Here is a 17,412-nt window from a genome sequence, read left to right as displayed (position 1 = left end):
TATGGCAGAGGAAAAAGGATTTTTCAGAAGACTCGTCTCCGGACTCACAAAGACGAGGGACAATATCGTGTCCGGAATGGACAGCATTTTTCACGGATTTTCCCATATTGACGAGGATTTCTACGAGGAGCTCGAGGAGGTTCTCATCATGGGGGACCTGGGAGTTGCGGCCACAGAGGACATACTGGACGATCTGCGGGCCAAGGTGAAGGAGCAGCATATCAAGGAGCCCTCTAACTGCAGGCAGATCCTCATCGACAGCATCAAGGAGCAGATGGATGTGGGCGAGACGGCCTATGAATTTGAGGAGCGGACCTCTGTGGTCATGGTAGTGGGGGTCAACGGCGTCGGCAAGACCACCACCATCGGCAAGCTGGCGGGCAAGCTGCGGGCTCAGAACAAAAAGGTCATCCTGGCGGCGGCAGACACCTTCCGGGCCGCTGCGGGAGAGCAGCTCAGGGAGTGGGCAAACAGGGCCCAGGCAGAGCTCATCGGCGGCCAGGAGGGCTCTGACCCGGCGGCTGTCGTCTACGACGCGGTGCAGGCGGCCAAGGCGCGTCACGCGGATGTGCTGCTGTGCGATACAGCCGGCAGACTGCACAACAAGAAGAACCTGATGGAGGAGCTGCGGAAGATGAACAGGATCATCGACCGGGAGTACCCGGAGGCCTTCCGGGAGACGCTGGTGGTGCTGGACGCCACCACCGGGCAGAACGCCCTCCAGCAGGCGAAGGAATTCAAGGATGTGGCCGACATTACAGGCATCATCCTGACAAAGATGGACGGGACGGCCAAGGGCGGTATCGCGGTAGCCATACAGGCTGAGCTTGGCATCCCGGTGAAATATATCGGCGTGGGTGAGACCATTGACGATCTGCAGAAGTTTGACGCGGATACATTTGTGGACGCGCTCTTCGCGGTTTCCCCGGACAGGGAGGAAGAGCAGTAGGCGGCGACCTTGCTGTGATCATATAATCGATATACAATAGACAATAAAAGAGAAAGGCAGGAGATTAGGATGGACAAACTGACACTGGAAAATTTTGAACAGGCAAGCGAACTGGTAAAGAAGGTGACCCTTCCCACGGATCTTGTTTACAGTGAGTACTTCAGCTCCCAGACAGGGTGCAAGGTATATCTGAAACCGGAGAACATGCAGTACACAGGAGCCTTCAAGGTAAGAGGAGCCTACTATAAGATCAGCACCATGACAGAGGAGGAGCGGGAGAAGGGACTCATCACGGCTTCTGCCGGCAACCACGCCCAGGGCGTTGCCTTTGCGGCCCAGAAGTTCGGCTGCAAGGCCACTATCGTCATGCCCACAGTGACCCCGCTCATCAAGGTGAACCGCACAAAGAGCTACGGCGCCAATGTGATCCTGCACGGAGATGTGTACGACGATGCCTGCGCCTATGCGCTGAAGCTGGCCGAGGAGCAGGGCATGACCTTTGTCCACCCCTTTGACGACCTGGATGTGGCGACAGGGCAGGGAACCATCGCCATGGAGATTGTCCAGGAGCTTCCCACAGTGGACTATATCCTTGCTCCCATTGGGGGCGGCGGCCTGATCACAGGCGTGGCCACTCTGGCAAAGATGCTGAACCCCAAGATCAAGGTAATCGGTGTGGAGCCCGCGGCCGCGGCAAGCATGAAGGCAGCTCTGGAGGCAGGCGAGCCCGTCACCCTGCCAAGCGCCAACACCATTGCCGACGGCACGGCCGTGAAGCGGGTGGGCGAGAAGGTGTTCCCCTATGTGCAGGAGAATGTGGACGACATCATCACTGTGGAGGACGACGACCTGGTAGGCGCATTCCTGGACATGGTGGAGAACCACAAGATGGTGGTGGAGAACTCCGGACTCCTCTCTGTGGCCGCCCTGAAGCAGCTTGATGTGAAGAATAAAAAGGTAGTCTGCATCTTAAGCGGCGGCAACATGGATGTGATCACCATGTCCTCTGTTGTGCAGCACGGGCTGATCCAGAGAGACCGCATCTTCTCCATCTCTGTTCTCCTTCCGGACAAGCCGGGCGAGCTTGTGCGTGTGGCCACAGCCATCGCTGACGCCCAGGGCAATGTCATCCGGCTGGAGCACAATCAGTTTGTCAGCACCAACCGAAACGCGGCTGTGGAGCTGCGTATCACGCTGGAGGCCTTCGGCACGGAGCACAAGCACCAGATCATGCAGGCTCTGCGGGAGGTTGGATACGAGCCCAGGGAGATCGGGGCAAAGCTGTATTAGAATTTGATGATGTAAGATAATATATATTTGAATAAAAGAGAGCCATATCTAAGAAAAAAGATTATTTTTTCCTTGGATATGGCTTTCTTTCATCTGTGATACCAACTAAGTAATCTATACTGACATTATATAGTTCGGATAAATGAATGAGGAAATCAACAGGAATCTGTCGGGTGCCCTTTTCATATCTGCGATATACTTCTCTTTGACATCCTAGAAAAGAGGCGACATATGCCTGCGTCAAATCTTTATCTATTATCAAATTTTCCAAACGTTGAAAATACATATAGTTTGTCACCTCATTGTGATGCTACCAAATAATTGCTTTTTTTTACATTTATGCTACTATATGGTTGCACATAAACAGTGGATGCTGAGTATATGACACAAAATATAGTTGTTGTGGAAAGGAATGTGAGTGAATGTATGTATCGTAAGCCCTCGGAAGGCTGGCTGAAGCACTGGGATTTTATGTGTCTGGATCTGTTCTTTTTGCAAGCGGCGTATGTGATTTCTTATATAGCCAGAAATGGATTGCAGAATCCATATAAAATACAGCTGTATTTAAATATGGCGATTGTGATTTGCCTGATTGATCTGTGTACGGTTTTTTTTGCAGAAGGATACAGCGGTATTATGAGGCGGGGATATCTTCAGGAATTTAAAGCGGTGGTCAAGCACATATGCATTGTTTGTATGATGATGGTCCTGTATCTTTTTTTCAGCCAGACCGGAGCGGATTTTTCACGTATAAATTTTCTGCTTTTTACCGTAGTCTCTATTATTCTTCTTTATGTGGAAAGAACTCTATGGAAACAGTATCTTCTCAGGCGTCGGAAGACTTCCTTTGAAAGAAAGACACTTCTTGTGATTACAACGTTTGACAGAACAGAGGATGTTATGAGGAAAATGAAGAGGAGTTTTCCTTTTGAGATTGAAGTGATAGGGATTGTACTGTTGGATCGGGACGATTTAAAAGGCAAGAATGTTGACAATACAAAAATTGTATGTCTAAAAAGTGAAATTCTTGATTATGTGAGAACCAAATGGATTGATGGCATATTGATCAATGCTGATCAGGACAATGATGAACTGCGCTCTCTGAAGGATGCGCTCATCAACATGGGAATGACTGTACATACGGTGGTGGCTGTTGAGGAGGAGCGGAGCGGGATGGATAGTGAAGTGCAGAATCAACTTCTGGGAAATCTGGGAGGATATATTGTACTTTCTACAGCAATCCGCGTGGCTTCTTCAAAACAGTTGTTCCTGAAGCGAATGATGGATATAGCCGGAGGTATTACAGGACTGGTTGTAACTGGAGTTCTTACAATTTTTATTGCGCCAGCCATTTATTTTTCTTCTCCGGGTCCTGTGTTTTTTTCACAGACAAGAGTAGGGAAAAATGGAAAAACATTTAAAATCTATAAGTTCCGCAGTATGTATATGGATGCTGAGGAGAGAAAGAAGGAGCTTCTTAAAGAAAATAAAATGCAAGGCCAGATGTTCAAATTGGAGAGGGATCCTAGGATTATCGGAAGCGGAAAGAATGGAGATGGGCATGGTATTGGCTGGTTTATCAGAAAAACGTCTATTGACGAATTTCCTCAGTTTTGGAATATATTAAAGGGAGATATGAGTCTTGTGGGGACCAGACCCCCTACTTTGGATGAATGGGAAAAATATGATTATCATCACAGGGCAAGGCTTGCTACTAAACCTGGCCTTACCGGCCTATGGCAAGTAAGCGGAAGAAGTGATATTACAGATTTTGAAGATGTAGTTAAGCTTGATCTTCAGTATATACAGAACTGGAGTCTTGAACTTGATATAAAAATATTGTTTAAGACGATTTTTGTTGTGCTCTGTGGACAGGGTGCAAAATAGAAGACAATATGAGAGGATAAAAAAATGAGAACAAAGATAATTGCCGTATTATTGCTGCTGTCAGTTGCGCTCGGCGGAGTGCTGAGTGTTGTGAAAATCAGGCAGGATAGAGAGCCTCCGGTGATTTCAATTCCGGAAGTGCGATCATATTCGATGGGAGTATCAGACGAGGAGCTGCTTCAGGGAGTAACAGCAGAGGATGGGCAGGATGGAGATGTGACGGATTCTTTGAGAATAGAATCTGTATATAAGGAGACAGAAGAGGAAATGCTGACTGTCATTTATGTGGCTAAGGATAGTAGCAATAACGTGGCTAAATGTCAGAGAAGCTATACTATTGACCAGAGTGATTCTGACCAGAACATACAGGATCAACAGACAACAGTGGAGACGGCAAGTACAGTTCCACAGATTATTTTGACCACCAATGGATTGGAGCTTCCGGTAGGCTCCGTTTTTAATGCGCTTGATTATGTAAAGGAAATTATCGACGATAAAGATACAGAAGAAGACCTTTGGACTCGTATCAATGTGACAGGGCAGATAGACACGAATATAGCAGGACAGTATCAGGTGGAATATTATGTGGTGGACAGTGATGGTAATCAGTCACCGGCTGCCAGACTCACCGTCTCGGTTTTATAAGGTGAAGATTTTTGACAGAACCGGAATTTTGCTTGCCACAGAAGAGAGTAAAGCACAGATCCACAGAAGGACTAGTGCTGCCCCAATATTTATAAGTATGTTTCCGGAAATTGGAGTATGGGATAGTGCTGTGTGCATGAAGTCAGCCAGAATAGACTGCAGTAGGTATATTCCAAGAGAATGATCGGAAATAAATCTGACATATCTACAGATTCGTTTTTCAGAATACCTATAGGCAAGACTACACCTGAAAATGCAGAGCGTGCCGATGAGAACAAAAATTGTCTCCATTCCGCCCCACACAGGATCGAAATAGGTATCTTGTCCATACGAGCACATAACTCCGTATAGAGTCAGACACAACATGCTAGCAAGATATAAAATAAGAGCGAGCATAAAAGAAAGCTTTTGTGAAAGATGACGGATATGAGTGACTAACAGAGCGCCGACAAGGAAGTAGGCAAAGGAAAAGCCATATATGCCCCTGAAGGGATTAAATTGATTGAAAAAGTTTATGTCGGAAGTAGGAACAGGAGCATGAAAAAGAAATGCGACTAGGCGGGTACAGATTAGCAGCATATTGTTTCCGCAGACAATTACCAGCGATGCGGCTGTAAAAATTAAAAAGGTATGCTTTTTAGTATCGTAGGTCGCCTTCAGGATGGGAAAGAAAAAATACAGGACAAAAAGAGCCATAAGAAACCAGAGCTGATTGCTCCAGCCCGCGTCAAAGCTCCAAAAATGCCGGAGGATAGAAGCAGGGTCTGCAGTATGATACAGAAAAGTCGCTTTGACCAGTACATTTCCCATATCCCATACGATGACAAGAAATATCATATGTGCCATTTTACGGATATGTTTTTTTAAATGAAAAGATTTATTAAACAGGAGGCCACCATTTACTGCAAAAAATACGGGCATACATATTGAAAGACAGGAAATGATGAAGTAGTTGAAATAGGAAACTAGAGATCCTGATCTGACATTTCCTGACACAGTGAGACTGTGATAGAGAATAACACAGAAAATAGCAATTGTTTTTAGAAGATCAAGATAGTGGAGACGGGATTTTTCATTTGTTGTATTCATAAAAGTACCTCCTGTTTGTAAATGGTAATTTTATTGTAGACGGATTTCAAAAAATAAGCAAGTATAGGAGGTTATTTATGACAGGATTGTATGATATACACTGTCATCTGCTGCCGGGAGTTGATGATGGAGCAGAAACAGAAAAAGAGTCGGAGGGTATGTTGGCAATGGAGTACAACCAAGGGGTGCGTCATATTTTTTTGACGCCTCATTACAGGAGGGGGATGTTTGAGACAAAGCAGGAAAAACTGGATGTCCTTATCCAGCAGATCTGTGAAATGGCCCACAGAATCGGTCCTGACCTGACAGTCTATCCTGGATGTGAATTTTATGCGGATGATAGGCTTTTAGACACCTTGGAAGAGCACAGAAAATTCTTCCTGGGAGGATCTGACCATGCTCTGATTGAGTTTGGTGCAGGAACAAGTCAGGTGGAACTAAGAGAGACACTCTGCGGTGTGCTGAGTTATGGTTGGACTCCTGTTCTCGCGCATGCGGAGCGATATGACTGTGTAACGAAAGATTTTACATTTCTGGAGGAACTGTCAGACCTGGGAGTGTTGATATCTGTCAATGCAGGAAGTGTCTTGGGACAGAATGGCATATCTGCCAAGAAGTTCTGTCGGTCTCTTATTAAGTACGATCTGTTGGATCTGATTGGATCTGATGCACACGGACTAAGACGCAGAAAGCCTGATCTGGGAGCCTGTGCTGCGTATCTTACAAAGAAGTACGGTAGTAATTATATGCGGAGGATCATGATTGATCATCCACAAAAAATAATGGAAGGAAGATAGCTGACAAGTATGAAAAGGGACAATGAAAGATTTGAAATAGATACGAAAAAAATATTAACAGAAATATGGAAGAATATGGCAATTATTCTTTTAAGCGGTCTCGCGGCAGCCCTGGCTGCCATGCTGCTATCAGTAACGCTCCTGCCAAGGCAGTATGAATCAACGACGAAAATGTATGTTCTTGCAAAACAGGAGAGCGGCACAGTGACAAACGGAGATATGGAAGCTAGTACAGCTCTGACGAGAGATTATCAGGAATTGATCCAGAGCAGGACGGTGATTGAACAGGTGATTGTTAAGCTTCAGTTGGACATAGAGTATGAGGATCTCCTTAAAAAACTGACTATCCTTGCACCGTCGGAAACGCGGGTAATCTATATTACAGTGTCAGACGAAGATCCCTATCTGGCAGCGGAAATTGCAGATGAAGTGCGAGAAGTATCGGCGCAGCATATTCAAAAGGTTATGAGCACTCAATCTGTCAATGTCGTAGACTATGCCAATATTCCAGATACTCCAGCAGGCGTCGGATCTGTAAAGTACGCTCTGCTTGCCGGTATCGTCGCAGTCTTCCTGGTGCTGGTGACGGTGACCGTAAAAGGCCTTGTAAATGATAAGATAAAAAGTACAGAGGATGTGGAACGGTATCTGAATATCAGCACGCTGGGCATGATACCGGCTATAAATAAAAAAATAGGAAAAAAGAAATAAAATGCTGAAAGGCGGAGAAAAAATGAAAATTAAATTAGCATTAAAACAGCTGGATTATTTCAGTGATGAGGCATATAAAAAACTGCGTACAAATATACAACTTTGTGGAGGAAACAAGAAAGTAATCGCATTTACAAGTAGTATACCAAATGAAGGGAAAAGTAGTGTTTCTCTGAATCTGGCTCTTTCTATGGCGGAGGCGGGCAAAGGAACCCTGTTTATCGATGCCGACCTGCGAAAATCTGTCTTGAAGGCTAGAGTTCGGGTTAAAGATAAAGTGGATGGTCTTACCAACTATCTGACAGAGCAGGCGGAAATCAAAGAGATTATCTATTCAACGGAATTTCCGGAATTGGATATTATTTTTTCAGGACCGGTTCCACCGAATCCGGCAGAGCTGCTGGGAGGGGAAAGGTTTCAGGAACTGGTGCATCAGGTGAGGAAAGAATATGATTATGTGATTATTGATACACCGCCCCTTGGGAGTGTCATAGACTGTGCAGTCATCGCTAAAGAATGTGACGGAGCAGTGCTTGTGATCGAGTCAGATAAGATCAGTTATAAGTTCGCTCAAGAGGTAAAGGAACAGCTAGAGAAGACAGGATGTCCCATCTTGGGAGCAATCTTAAATAAAGTCGATATGACCCAAAATAAGTATTATGTACAATACAAAGAGTATCAACACAAGGTAAGCAGAAAATGAAAATTTTATTCGTCAATAAATTTTTGTACCAGCGGGGTGGAGCGGAGTCCTATGTTTTGAGACTTGGGAAATATTTCGAAGAACACGGACATGAGGTCATGTATTTTGGAATGCTTGATCAGAAGAATGAGGTGGGAAATAAATGGGGACTGTATACCTCTCACATGGATTTTCACAGTACAGGTTTAAGAACTCTCTTATATCCTGTCAAAATCATATACTCTTTTGAAGCATACAGGAAATTTTCAGAGCTGCTGGAACGGTTCAGACCGGATATTGTGCATCTGAATAACATAAATTTTCAAATTACTCCCTCGGTCATTGATGCTGCCTGGAAGAAAAATATTCCTGTTGTCCAGACGGTCCATGATTCCCAGATGGTCTGTCCCAGTCATCTTCTGTACAATGCAGAAAAAGAAGAAATATGCAGAAAATGTATTGAAGGAAGCAAGTGGAATTGCGTGCGTTACAGATGTATCCACGGTTCAGTTTTAAAAAGCTTGATCGGATCTGTGGAAGGGCTCTTTTATAGCCTGAAAACAACTTACGATAAGGTGGCTCTGTATATCTGTCCGAGCTCTTTTATGGAGTCTGTTCTGTGCACCAAGAAACGGTATCAGGGGAAGACAAAAGTTATCCCCAATTTTATCATGGTTCCATCTCACATGGAGAACTTCATAAAGAAAGATTATATTTTATATTTTGGAAGACTATCACAGGAAAAAGGAATTCAACTATTTCTGCAGCTGGCGTCCAGACATCCTGAATTGCAGTTTAAAATTGCGGGGAGCGGTCCTTTGAAGGAAAGCTGCTGTTCCCGCTCTAATGTCCAATATCTAGGCGTACTTACAGGCGAAAAGCTATATGAGACAATTGCAGGGGCTAAGCTGGTCGTTTTTCCATCGGTCTGCTATGAAAATTGTCCTCTGTCAGTACTGGAGTCCATCTCCCTGGGGACTCCTGTTGTCGCAAGCGGGAGAGGAGGCACAAGGGATTTGATTCGTGATGGGGAAAACGGGGTGCTGGTCCGCGAGCCATTTGGAATCGATTCTCTGGACAGGTCTGTGAAGTCACTTCTGGAGCAACCGGGGCAGATAGAACGAATGAGCAGATATTGTGCAGAAACCAGGAAATGTCTCTGGTCTCTGGAGAAATATGGAAAGGAAATGGAGAAAATCTATAGGAGCTTTCTCTGATATACAGAAGATATGAAGGTTGCAATGATTGGACATAAGCAAATCCCATCCCGCAGTGGCGGTGTGGAGATCGTCGTAGAAAAATTATCGGAACATCTTATGAAACGGGGAATACAGATTGATATATATAACCGCAGAATGCCCGAGGGGGAGCAGATCAGAGAATATAAAGGCATGCGTATGTACTATTCGTTTACTGTTCACAGGAAAAATCTGGATGCCATTATTGCAGCATTCTTTTCTACTCTCCGTGCCCTGACCCGGGGGTATGACATTCTTCACTATCATGCAGAGGGATCCTGCTTAATGCTCTGGCTTCCGCATCTGTTCCACAAGAAGATAGCTGTGACTATACATGGATTGGACTGGAGGCGGGCAAAGTGGAGCAGGTTTGCGTCAAAAATGCTCCTTGTTGGTGAAAAGTTTGCAGTTAAATATGCGGATCAGATTATAGTCTTGTCAAAAGATGTTCAGAGATATTTCATGGAACAGTATGGGAGGCGAACAAACTATATTCCGAACGGAGTTGATCCGATGCCTAAGCGCAGACCGAATCTAATTCGGAAAAAATTCGGCCTGGAAAAAGAAGGGTATATCCTTTTTCTCGCCCGGATCGTACCTGAAAAAGGGCTCCATTATCTTATAAATGCCTACAAGAATATAGATACAGAGAAAAAGCTGGTGGTCGCTGGAAACTGCCCCTATGCACAGGAATACGGCAGGCAGATCTTGGAGCTTGCAGGAAACAGTGAGAAGATTATCTTTACCGGATTTGTGGAGGGAGAACTTTTGGAGGAACTGTTTAGTAACGCGGCTGTATATGTTCTGCCTAGTGAGATTGAGGGAATGCCGATAAGTCTTCTGGAAGCCATGAGCTATGGACGGTGCTGTCTTGTCAGTGATATTCCAGAGAATCTAAATGTGGCAGAGGGATGTGTGGAGAGCTTTTGCACTGGAAACACTGATGATCTGCAGAGACATTTGGAAGAATTGCTAAGAGATCCTGAAAAATGCTGCCGACTGGGAGAGAAGGCTGCTGATTATGTGGGCAGGTGTTACAACTGGGAAATGGTTGCGGAAAGAACGGTGGAAGTATATGAAAGTAAGTAAAAATATGATCGTAACGGATACTGTGCCTGGGCCCGGATGGAATTTTGACAGTATACTTGCAGAGCTGACTGGTGAAAGGTGGACAGCCTCCCACGGCGGGCTGAAGTATAAATTGTCCGGACGAAAGGAGAAAATCCGACGCTATATAAATTTTCTGATCTTCCCATTCCGGCTTTTTTTACACAGGAACGAGATTGACAATCTAATCGCATTGCAACAGTATTATGGAATTTTTTATGCGTTTTATTGTTTGCTCTTCCATGTGAAAAAAAAGAATTACTGTATGGTCATGACTTTTATCTATAATCGGAGAAAGGGCGCAGCAGGTGCTTTGCAATACAGATTTATAAAAAAGATCATCAATAGTAAGTATTTGGATTGTATTGTTGTTTATTCGGAGTATGAAAAAAAATATTACGAAAAATTATTTGGCGTTCCGGCAGGAAAGCTCCTAAGCTGCAGGCTGGGTCTGGAAGATCTGACCGGAGGTATAAAGAGGAAGAAGACGGAGCCCTATATTTTGTCTGCAGGGAGAAGTAACCGAGATTATGAATTCCTATTTCGGGCACTGAGAGGTCACCCATACGAGGTGAAAATTGTCTGTGACAGTATAGACAGGAAAACCGAAGAAAATTTTACGGTCTATAAAAATACCTACTATGAAGATTTTTTCCAGATGATTGCAGAGTGCTTTTGTGTTGTCATCGCCTTGAAAGACAAAAGAATCTCATCCGGTCAGCTTGTCATTTTACAGGCAAAACAATTTGCAAAGCCTGTAATTGTGACAGAATCACGGGCCGTGGAAGAATATATAAAAGATGGGGTTGACGGATTTATTATCAGAAAGAGTGAGGGGGAACTGGTGGAGAAAATCTGTATGCTTTCCGAGGATCCGATCTTGTACAGGCGCATGTGCGAGGCTTCCAGGAAAAGTTATGAAAACAGTTTTTCTTTGTATGCGTTGGGTGAGCAGATTGTAAATTGTTTAAAAAAGACAGGCAGGCTATATGATGAAAATACAAGGTAAAAAGAAAACGTTTCTTCTTTTCATAGCGGGATATGCAATCGTCTTTGCTATGATGTTTATAGGAATCAGAGAAGATTATATGATACTGGAGACAGCAGCGCTTTGTGGTGGGGGATGTATTCTTTTACTTTTGAGGCGTCCGGCCTGGATCATCTACCTGATGATCTTTTACTGCTGTGTGGAAAAATGGATGATTTCTCAGTTCGGGATGCCGGATAGCCTTGATTTAGCTATGGATCTTATGATGCTCCTGTGCCTGGGACTGGCTTTGAAAACTCTGTTTGAAAAAAACGATAGATACTATTTTGTGTTTCCACTTGTTCTGGCCGGCGCCTTTTTTGTGATAGGTACGCTGTCAGCACTTTTCCAGCAGGTGGATATACTGCTGATCTGTTGGTCCTACAGAAATCTAATGAGGTTTTTTCTGTTTTTCTTCTCCTGTGTTGTTATTCTAGATGTCGATGATGTGGAAAATCTTATGCGGCTTTTTTCCTGGCTTTTTCATGCCAATATTCTTATCGTATCTTTCCAGTTCTGGATACAGGGATACAGTCAGGATAATCTGGGAGGACTATTTGGAACGCAGATGGGATGTAATGGATATATGAACACTTATTTGTGTATATATGTCTCTTTTGTCTGCGTGATGTATATGGCTCGGAGACTTTCGTTTTGGATCTTTCTGTATGTCTCTGCGGGAAGTTTGTATATAGCTGCTCTGAGTGAGTTGAAATTCTGGTTTATGGAATATGTGCTGATCCTGGCAGTAAGTATACTTCTGACGCGGTTTTCTTCCAGAACAATCTTGATGCTGATAGGGGCGGCCGCAGGACTCTTTATAGGATTGCAGTTGTTTAATGCAGTCTTTCCGGGATGGGAGTTCTCTGTGAATCAGATTCTGGATTATACGGGACAGGGGGGATACAGTACGGAGACAGACTTGAACCGTCTGACGGCTATATCCCGGATTTGCAATGAATTTCTGCATACCATTTCGCAGCGGTTGTTTGGATTTGGTCTGGGAAGCTGTGAGACTTCCACATTTTTTAACAGCGGCTTTTTCCAGCAGTATGGCGAGACGATCCATTATACTTATCTGCTGCAGGCGTTTTTGTTTCTGGAGACAGGATTTGTCGGATTATTCCTGTACCTTGGATTTTATATAAGCATATCTGCAAAAGCACTTATTATGCGCCGTTTTCTGGATGAAACGGCCCAAATCTATTGCGGGACAGCAGCCATATGTGCTGTTACTTGTATTTTGCAGGTGTTTTATAACAGTGCTCTACGTGTGGAAAACAGTGGTTATCTCGCGTATTTTATGCTGGCAGTGCCTTTTATCTTTATGAAGGGAAGGAGTGGGGAAGAGAATGATGAGTCCATTAAAAAAGATTAGTATTATTGTACCTGTATATAACACTGGAATCTATCTGGATAGATGCATGGAAAGTCTTGTCAAACAGTCTTTGAGAGACTTTGAAATCATTATCGTAGATGACGGATCTGAAGAAATATGCAGCCGGCAGTGCGATCAGTGGGCTGTTAAGGATAACAGAATCTGTGTGATACATAAAAAAAATGAGGGCCTTGGGTATGCACGGAATACTGGTATAGCTGCGGCAGAGGGAGAGTATGTTGCCTTTGTGGATTCGGATGATTACATAGCACCTGATATGTGTGAAAAGCTGTATGACAGAGCAAAAGCATCCAACGCGGATTTGGTCGTGGGCGGTTATATAAAAAAATATGACAGCGGATATGAGCAGTGTTTCCGAAATGAAGGGATTCCTGATAAGATTATCGGCGAGGATGTTATCAGGATCCTGCTAGCCAATATGTTGGGCTCCCGGCCGGAAGACAGATATGATGATCGTATAGGGATGTCTGTTTGGAAAAATCTGTATTCCAGACAGTTGTTTGATAACGAAGATGTTCGGTTTCCGTCAGAAAGGGAATATATTTCTGAGGATATTATTTTTCACATCCGCTGCCTGAAATATGTAAGATGTGCGGAAGTGCTCCATGCCCCGGTATATTATTATTGCCAGAATGCGGGAAGCCTTTCAAAGTCATACAGAAGCGATAGATTTGAAAAGATAATCCGGCTATTCTGCTATGAGAAAAAGCTTCTGAAGGAGATGGGAGCATACCAGTATGGGAAGTTGCCATTGCAGCGCACTTTAATTGCAAATGTGCGTACCTGCATCATGATGGAGGCATCTGTCGGCAGGAGAAATGGTGAAGCGGGAAAGTCAAAAAGAAAGATACTTGCATATTGCCGTGAGAGTCATATTTCTGAGGTCCTGCGGGAATATCCCTGGCAGAAGCTGCCGGTCAAGCAGAGGATATTTTCATTGGCAATGCTTTTAAAATGGAAGAACATTTTGTATATCCTTGCCTGTCTTCAAAATAGATACAGAGGAGGAAACTGACTGTGATTGATACAAGAGAAAAGTTAAAGGCATGCCTGAAAAAGGAAAAAGCTTTTTATATTACTGGAAAAACAAAGCGTACTCGGCTTGTAGAATGGGTTGCGCAGGATCCCTGTGTCAGAATATGGAAGTATCAGAAAGCGCTGAGATATACAGAATTTTTTTGCAGTCAGTCCGGCATTGTGAAGTGGATCATGTATCCTTTGATGAGAAGAAAGAAAAACCGGCTTGGGCTGAAACTCGGATTGGAAATTGTGGAGAATTCTTTTGATGAGGGCCTGATTATCTATCATACAGGGAATATCGTGGTAAACGGATATGCCAGGATTGGGAAAGACTGCCGTCTTCACGGCTCGAACTGTATAGGAAATAATGGAGTATCTGAGGAAACACCAAGGATTGGAGAAAGGGTGGATATAGGTGCAGGAGCAATTCTGATAGGCGGAATTACGATTGCCGATGACATTACGGTGGGAGCAGGCGCTGTTGTGAATACTTCTTTTACAGAGCCGGGTATTGTGATAGCGGGAATTCCCGCCAGAAAGGTGAAAAACAAATGGACAGAGGCATAATGAGAGGGAAGGAACAGCCGGTTTTGTCCATCATTGTTCCTGTTTATAATGTTGAGAAGTATATTAGGGATTGCCTGGACAGCATCCTCGCACAATCTTTTCAGGAGTTTGAAGTAATCTTAATCGATGATGGATCCAGTGATCAGAGTGGAGCAATCTGTGATTTGTATGCGGAGAAGGATGAACGGATCCATGTGGTCCATAAGGAAAACGGAGGACTTTCCTCTGCTAGAAATACGGGATTGGATCTGGCAAAAGGTCTATATGTGGGGTTTGTCGATTCGGATGACTGGATCTCTGCCACTATGTATGAGCACCTTCTTCAGGCGGTGAGAACAGAGGACGCAGATATAGCCGCCTGTCGCTGGGTGGAAGAGGAACATATACAAAAGTTTAAGAGTGTACATACATATACCTGGAATAGCGAAGAGGTCCTCAGACATTTTTTCCTGCGTCAGATTACAGAGAGCGTATGTGACAAGGTGTTTGCCGTAGAAATGTGGAGGAATGTACGTTTCCCAGAAGGTGAGATCAATGAGGATACGATTACTTTGTTCAGTCTGCTCCTAAAGTGCCGTCGTGCTGTCTTTGTGGACACAGAGGAGTATTATTACCGTGCGAGAGAGGGAAGTATCACAAAGTCTGGGTATTCACGGAAATTCCGTATTGTAGAAAGCCATCTGAGGAAAATGCGAGAAAAGGTTTTAGATCGACTTCCTTCGCTGAAAAAATATGTGGACTATTTCCTAAGCGTACATTACTATTGTTTGCTCCTCTCTGTTTTGAAGAGCGGGGAATTCCATACTTTTAGGGATGACTACAGATATTACCGGAAAAGATTTGCAGAAGTATTTCCAGCTTTTATGTGGAGGGGAACTGGGAAAGAAAAGGACAGGGTGATAGGGCTGGCTTTGCGTTATAGTCCGGTTTGCTTGATCAGACCTCTGCTTCGGAGATAAGACAATGGAAAAAGTTACAATCATAATACCGGCCTATAATGCCGAGGGAACAATAGAAAAATGTATACGAAGCGCCTGCGGACAGACATATCCGGAATTGGAGATCATCGTAATCAATGACGGATCTTCCGATAGAACGGAGGAAATATGCAGGTGTTTTGGGGAGAAAGATTCCCGTCTTATTGTCAGGACGACAGAAAATCGTGGGGTAAGTGCGGCAAGAAATCTTGGACTAGAGTTGGCTTCAGGAACTTGGATCGTCTTTTTGGATGCAGATGACATTCTTTTGGAGGACGCAGTAAAAGAGCTGATGAAATACCGGACAGGCACAGATTGGGTTATCGGGAACTACTATATGTCAGAGCAGGGCGGCAAGGGAACAATTATGAGACATGCACAGTATTTTACGGAAGCTGTCCACAGGGGTATGAAAAGTGAACTTCCTGAGTTGTGCTGTAGCAGGAATTTTCACTGTGTGTGGGGAAAATTGTTCAAGGCGAAGCTGATCTCGGAGTATGGCCTCTACTTTCATGAGGACAAAAGCTATGGGGAGGATCTGCTGTTCAATATGGACTATTTTTCTTTTGTGCGCAATTTTACTATTCTGCGGAAGGAGGTATATGGGTACTGTTATACATATGGAAAGGGCCTGGGGACCAGACTGATTGACAATGAGTGGGAGATCCAGAAGGATATATTCCGCGAAATGGAGTACCGCATAAACAATGTCTATCGAATCGATGAGACAGCATACGAAAGGATCAATCATTTTTATTTTTCACAGGCGGTTTCGGTCATCCAGAGGATTGCAGGGGAAAAAAGACTTGAAAGATTAGAGAGAAAGAGGAGAATACAGACTGTAACGGACTCTTGGGAATTTCGGGAGATCGTTCAAAGAGAAGCTGCGTCCGGAAGATTGCATCCTTTGGATCGGATTCTGCTGAGGCACGGTTTTTTATACAGCAAAATTCATGAGTTTTATGCTGCTCATAAGCTTAGACGAAATCAGGAGGAAGCATGAAGACAATTCATATCAGTATTATCATACCTGTGTATAATGGGGAACTCTATTTTCAAAGATGTGTGGATTCCATATATAGACAAAAGGAAGATAGATATGAGGTCATACTTATAGATGACGGGTCCACAGACAATTTTTATGAAAAATGCAGGGAATACATAGAAGGAAACATGAAGTTCCGCCTTATCAGACAGAAAAACAGAGGGGTAGGCGCCGCAAGGAATCTGGGCATATCAAAGGCCCAGGGAGAGTGGATTTATTTTCTGGATATAGATGACGAGTTGGAGGATGGTGCTCTGGAGGAAATGCTGCAAATGACAGATTCTGACATTCAGTGGCTTGTCATGAATTTTTATAAGCATGTGGTGGGAGAAAAAAAGAAGGCACCGCTTGCACTTTCTGACTATATCATAGGCATGCACTCCGGATATGATAATCTTCCTAGAATGTTGAATGAAGAGCTCTTCATGTATCCGTGTGCCAAGTTATACAGTAGGCAGATTATTGTGGAAAACGGGCTTCAGTTTCCGCAGGGGATCAAGTATGGAGAGGATATCAGGTTCAACCTGGAATACTTCAGATACGTGCGAAATTACAGAGTGGAGAGCAAACCAGTCATGACCTATCATATTGATCAAGGAAAAGGTGCTGGTAGTGCTTACTATAAAAACTCATTTGAAATGCAGATGGATATAGACAAAAAAATACTGGAAATGGATCAGACATACTATCATATCAGTCTGAATGCACAAAAGGAACTGAATCACTATTTCTTTCGTCAGGGGATCAATACGGCAGCCGCCTATCTGACTGTATGGAAGAGCCTTCCTTTTTTGTATCGTATCGGTCAGATACAGGAGGTTCTGTCAGATAAAAGATTTCAAACATTTCTTGAGAGAGAAAGAGAAAATGGGAGAATAAAAAAACTGGATCATTATCTGTTGAAAAAGAAAAAATTCTTGGTTTATTATGTGATTCATTATATGTATACAAAGATAAAAGCAATCAGAAAAGGAAGATAGAC

The 17,412-nt window shown here is 43.9% G+C and carries 18 protein-coding genes; 16 read left to right on the top strand and 2 right to left on the bottom strand.

From position 1 onward, the window contains the following. Nucleotide 1 precedes the first annotated feature (1 nt). Both ftsY and ilvA read left to right on the top strand, forming a co-directional pair. Complete coding sequence (gene ftsY, locus FGQ86_RS04225) at nt 2-949, top strand: signal recognition particle-docking protein FtsY (protein ID WP_138303062.1); 948 nt, start codon at nt 2-4, stop codon at nt 947-949. Between the two features lie 69 nt (nt 950-1,018). Further along, nucleotides 1,019-2,239 carry a threonine ammonia-lyase gene (gene ilvA / locus FGQ86_RS04220; RefSeq protein ID WP_138303061.1) on the top strand — a complete coding sequence of 407 codons (1,221 nt, stop codon included), beginning with the start codon at nt 1,019-1,021 and terminating at the stop codon, nt 2,237-2,239. A 61-nt stretch (nt 2,240-2,300) separates the two neighbouring features. On the opposite strand, the gene FGQ86_RS04215 is transcribed toward ilvA, so the two are convergent. After that, nucleotides 2,301-2,525 carry a helix-turn-helix transcriptional regulator gene (locus tag FGQ86_RS04215; protein WP_138303060.1) on the bottom strand — a complete coding sequence of 75 codons (225 nt, stop codon included), beginning with the start codon at nt 2,523-2,525 and terminating at the stop codon, nt 2,301-2,303. A 95-nt stretch (nt 2,526-2,620) separates the two neighbouring features. Between FGQ86_RS04215 and FGQ86_RS04210 the strand changes: the two genes are divergently transcribed. Both FGQ86_RS04210 and FGQ86_RS04205 read left to right on the top strand, forming a co-directional pair. Next, a complete protein-coding gene (locus FGQ86_RS04210; RefSeq protein ID WP_243127154.1) occupies nt 2,621-4,126 on the top strand; it encodes a sugar transferase in 1,506 nt (501 codons plus the stop codon). Nucleotides 4,127-4,150: 24 nt separating this feature from the next. Continuing rightward, nucleotides 4,151-4,771, top strand: coding sequence for an immunoglobulin-like domain-containing protein (locus tag FGQ86_RS04205; RefSeq protein ID WP_033124820.1), 621 nt, complete (start codon nt 4,151-4,153; stop codon nt 4,769-4,771). Here the strand turns inward: FGQ86_RS04205 and FGQ86_RS04200 are convergent. After that, the gene (locus FGQ86_RS04200; protein WP_033124821.1) at nt 4,766-5,860 is read right to left on the bottom strand and encodes an acyltransferase; all 1,095 of its coding nucleotides are present in this window, start codon (nt 5,858-5,860) and stop codon (nt 4,766-4,768) included. The genes FGQ86_RS04205 and FGQ86_RS04200 overlap by 6 nt on opposite strands. Before the next feature lie 77 nt (nt 5,861-5,937). Here FGQ86_RS04200 and FGQ86_RS04195 point away from each other — a divergent pair, with 77 nt between their 5' ends. Genes FGQ86_RS04195 through FGQ86_RS04140 form a run of 12 tightly spaced genes read left to right on the top strand, consistent with a single transcriptional unit; the run spans nt 5,938 to nt 17,410 of the window. Next, nucleotides 5,938-6,657, top strand: a complete 720-nt coding sequence (locus tag FGQ86_RS04195; RefSeq protein ID WP_033124822.1) for a CpsB/CapC family capsule biosynthesis tyrosine phosphatase — start codon at nt 5,938-5,940, stop codon at nt 6,655-6,657. A 9-nt stretch (nt 6,658-6,666) separates the two neighbouring features. Beyond that, on the top strand, nt 6,667-7,368 hold the full coding sequence (locus FGQ86_RS04190) for a Wzz/FepE/Etk N-terminal domain-containing protein (RefSeq protein WP_033124823.1): 702 nt from the start codon (nt 6,667-6,669) through the stop codon (nt 7,366-7,368). A gap of 22 nt (nt 7,369-7,390) precedes the next feature. Continuing rightward, a complete protein-coding gene (locus tag FGQ86_RS04185; RefSeq protein WP_138303059.1) occupies nt 7,391-8,071 on the top strand; it encodes a CpsD/CapB family tyrosine-protein kinase in 681 nt (226 codons plus the stop codon). Further along, entirely contained in the window at nt 8,068-9,267 is a 1,200-nt protein-coding gene (locus FGQ86_RS04180; RefSeq protein ID WP_138303058.1) for a glycosyltransferase family 4 protein, read from the top strand. The genes FGQ86_RS04185 and FGQ86_RS04180 overlap by 4 nt, the downstream gene beginning before the upstream one ends. A gap of 12 nt (nt 9,268-9,279) precedes the next feature. Beyond that, nucleotides 9,280-10,377: a glycosyltransferase family 4 protein gene (locus FGQ86_RS04175; protein WP_033124825.1), complete on the top strand. Its 1,098-nt coding sequence runs from the start codon at nt 9,280-9,282 to the stop codon at nt 10,375-10,377. Then, nucleotides 10,364-11,404 carry a glycosyltransferase gene (locus FGQ86_RS04170; RefSeq protein WP_033124826.1) on the top strand — a complete coding sequence of 347 codons (1,041 nt, stop codon included), beginning with the start codon at nt 10,364-10,366 and terminating at the stop codon, nt 11,402-11,404. Before FGQ86_RS04175 ends, FGQ86_RS04170 begins: the two co-directional genes overlap by 14 nt. After that, entirely contained in the window at nt 11,385-12,800 is a 1,416-nt protein-coding gene (locus FGQ86_RS04165) for a hypothetical protein (RefSeq protein ID WP_138303057.1), read from the top strand. Before FGQ86_RS04170 ends, FGQ86_RS04165 begins: the two co-directional genes overlap by 20 nt. After that, nucleotides 12,775-13,836, top strand: a complete 1,062-nt coding sequence (locus FGQ86_RS04160) for a glycosyltransferase (RefSeq protein WP_052083860.1) — start codon at nt 12,775-12,777, stop codon at nt 13,834-13,836. The genes FGQ86_RS04165 and FGQ86_RS04160 overlap by 26 nt, the downstream gene beginning before the upstream one ends. 2 nt (nt 13,837-13,838) lie before the next feature. Next, nucleotides 13,839-14,408 carry a hypothetical protein gene (locus FGQ86_RS04155; protein ID WP_033124828.1) on the top strand — a complete coding sequence of 190 codons (570 nt, stop codon included), beginning with the start codon at nt 13,839-13,841 and terminating at the stop codon, nt 14,406-14,408. After that, entirely contained in the window at nt 14,393-15,367 is a 975-nt protein-coding gene (locus FGQ86_RS04150) for a glycosyltransferase (RefSeq protein ID WP_052083862.1), read from the top strand. The genes FGQ86_RS04155 and FGQ86_RS04150 overlap by 16 nt, the downstream gene beginning before the upstream one ends. 4 nt (nt 15,368-15,371) lie before the next feature. Beyond that, the gene (locus tag FGQ86_RS04145; protein ID WP_033124829.1) at nt 15,372-16,388 is read left to right on the top strand and encodes a glycosyltransferase family 2 protein; all 1,017 of its coding nucleotides are present in this window, start codon (nt 15,372-15,374) and stop codon (nt 16,386-16,388) included. Further along, complete coding sequence (locus FGQ86_RS04140) at nt 16,385-17,410, top strand: glycosyltransferase family 2 protein (RefSeq protein ID WP_033124830.1); 1,026 nt, start codon at nt 16,385-16,387, stop codon at nt 17,408-17,410. Before FGQ86_RS04145 ends, FGQ86_RS04140 begins: the two co-directional genes overlap by 4 nt. The last annotated feature ends 2 nt before the right edge of the window (nt 17,411-17,412 follow it).

Origin of the sequence: Clostridium sp. BSD2780061688st1 H5, assembly GCF_005845155.1 — a bacterium.
In the GTDB taxonomy this organism is placed as follows: domain Bacteria; phylum Bacillota; class Clostridia; order Lachnospirales; family Lachnospiraceae; genus Claveliimonas; species Claveliimonas intestinigallinarum.
This window is presented reverse-complemented; position numbering and strand designations above follow the sequence as displayed.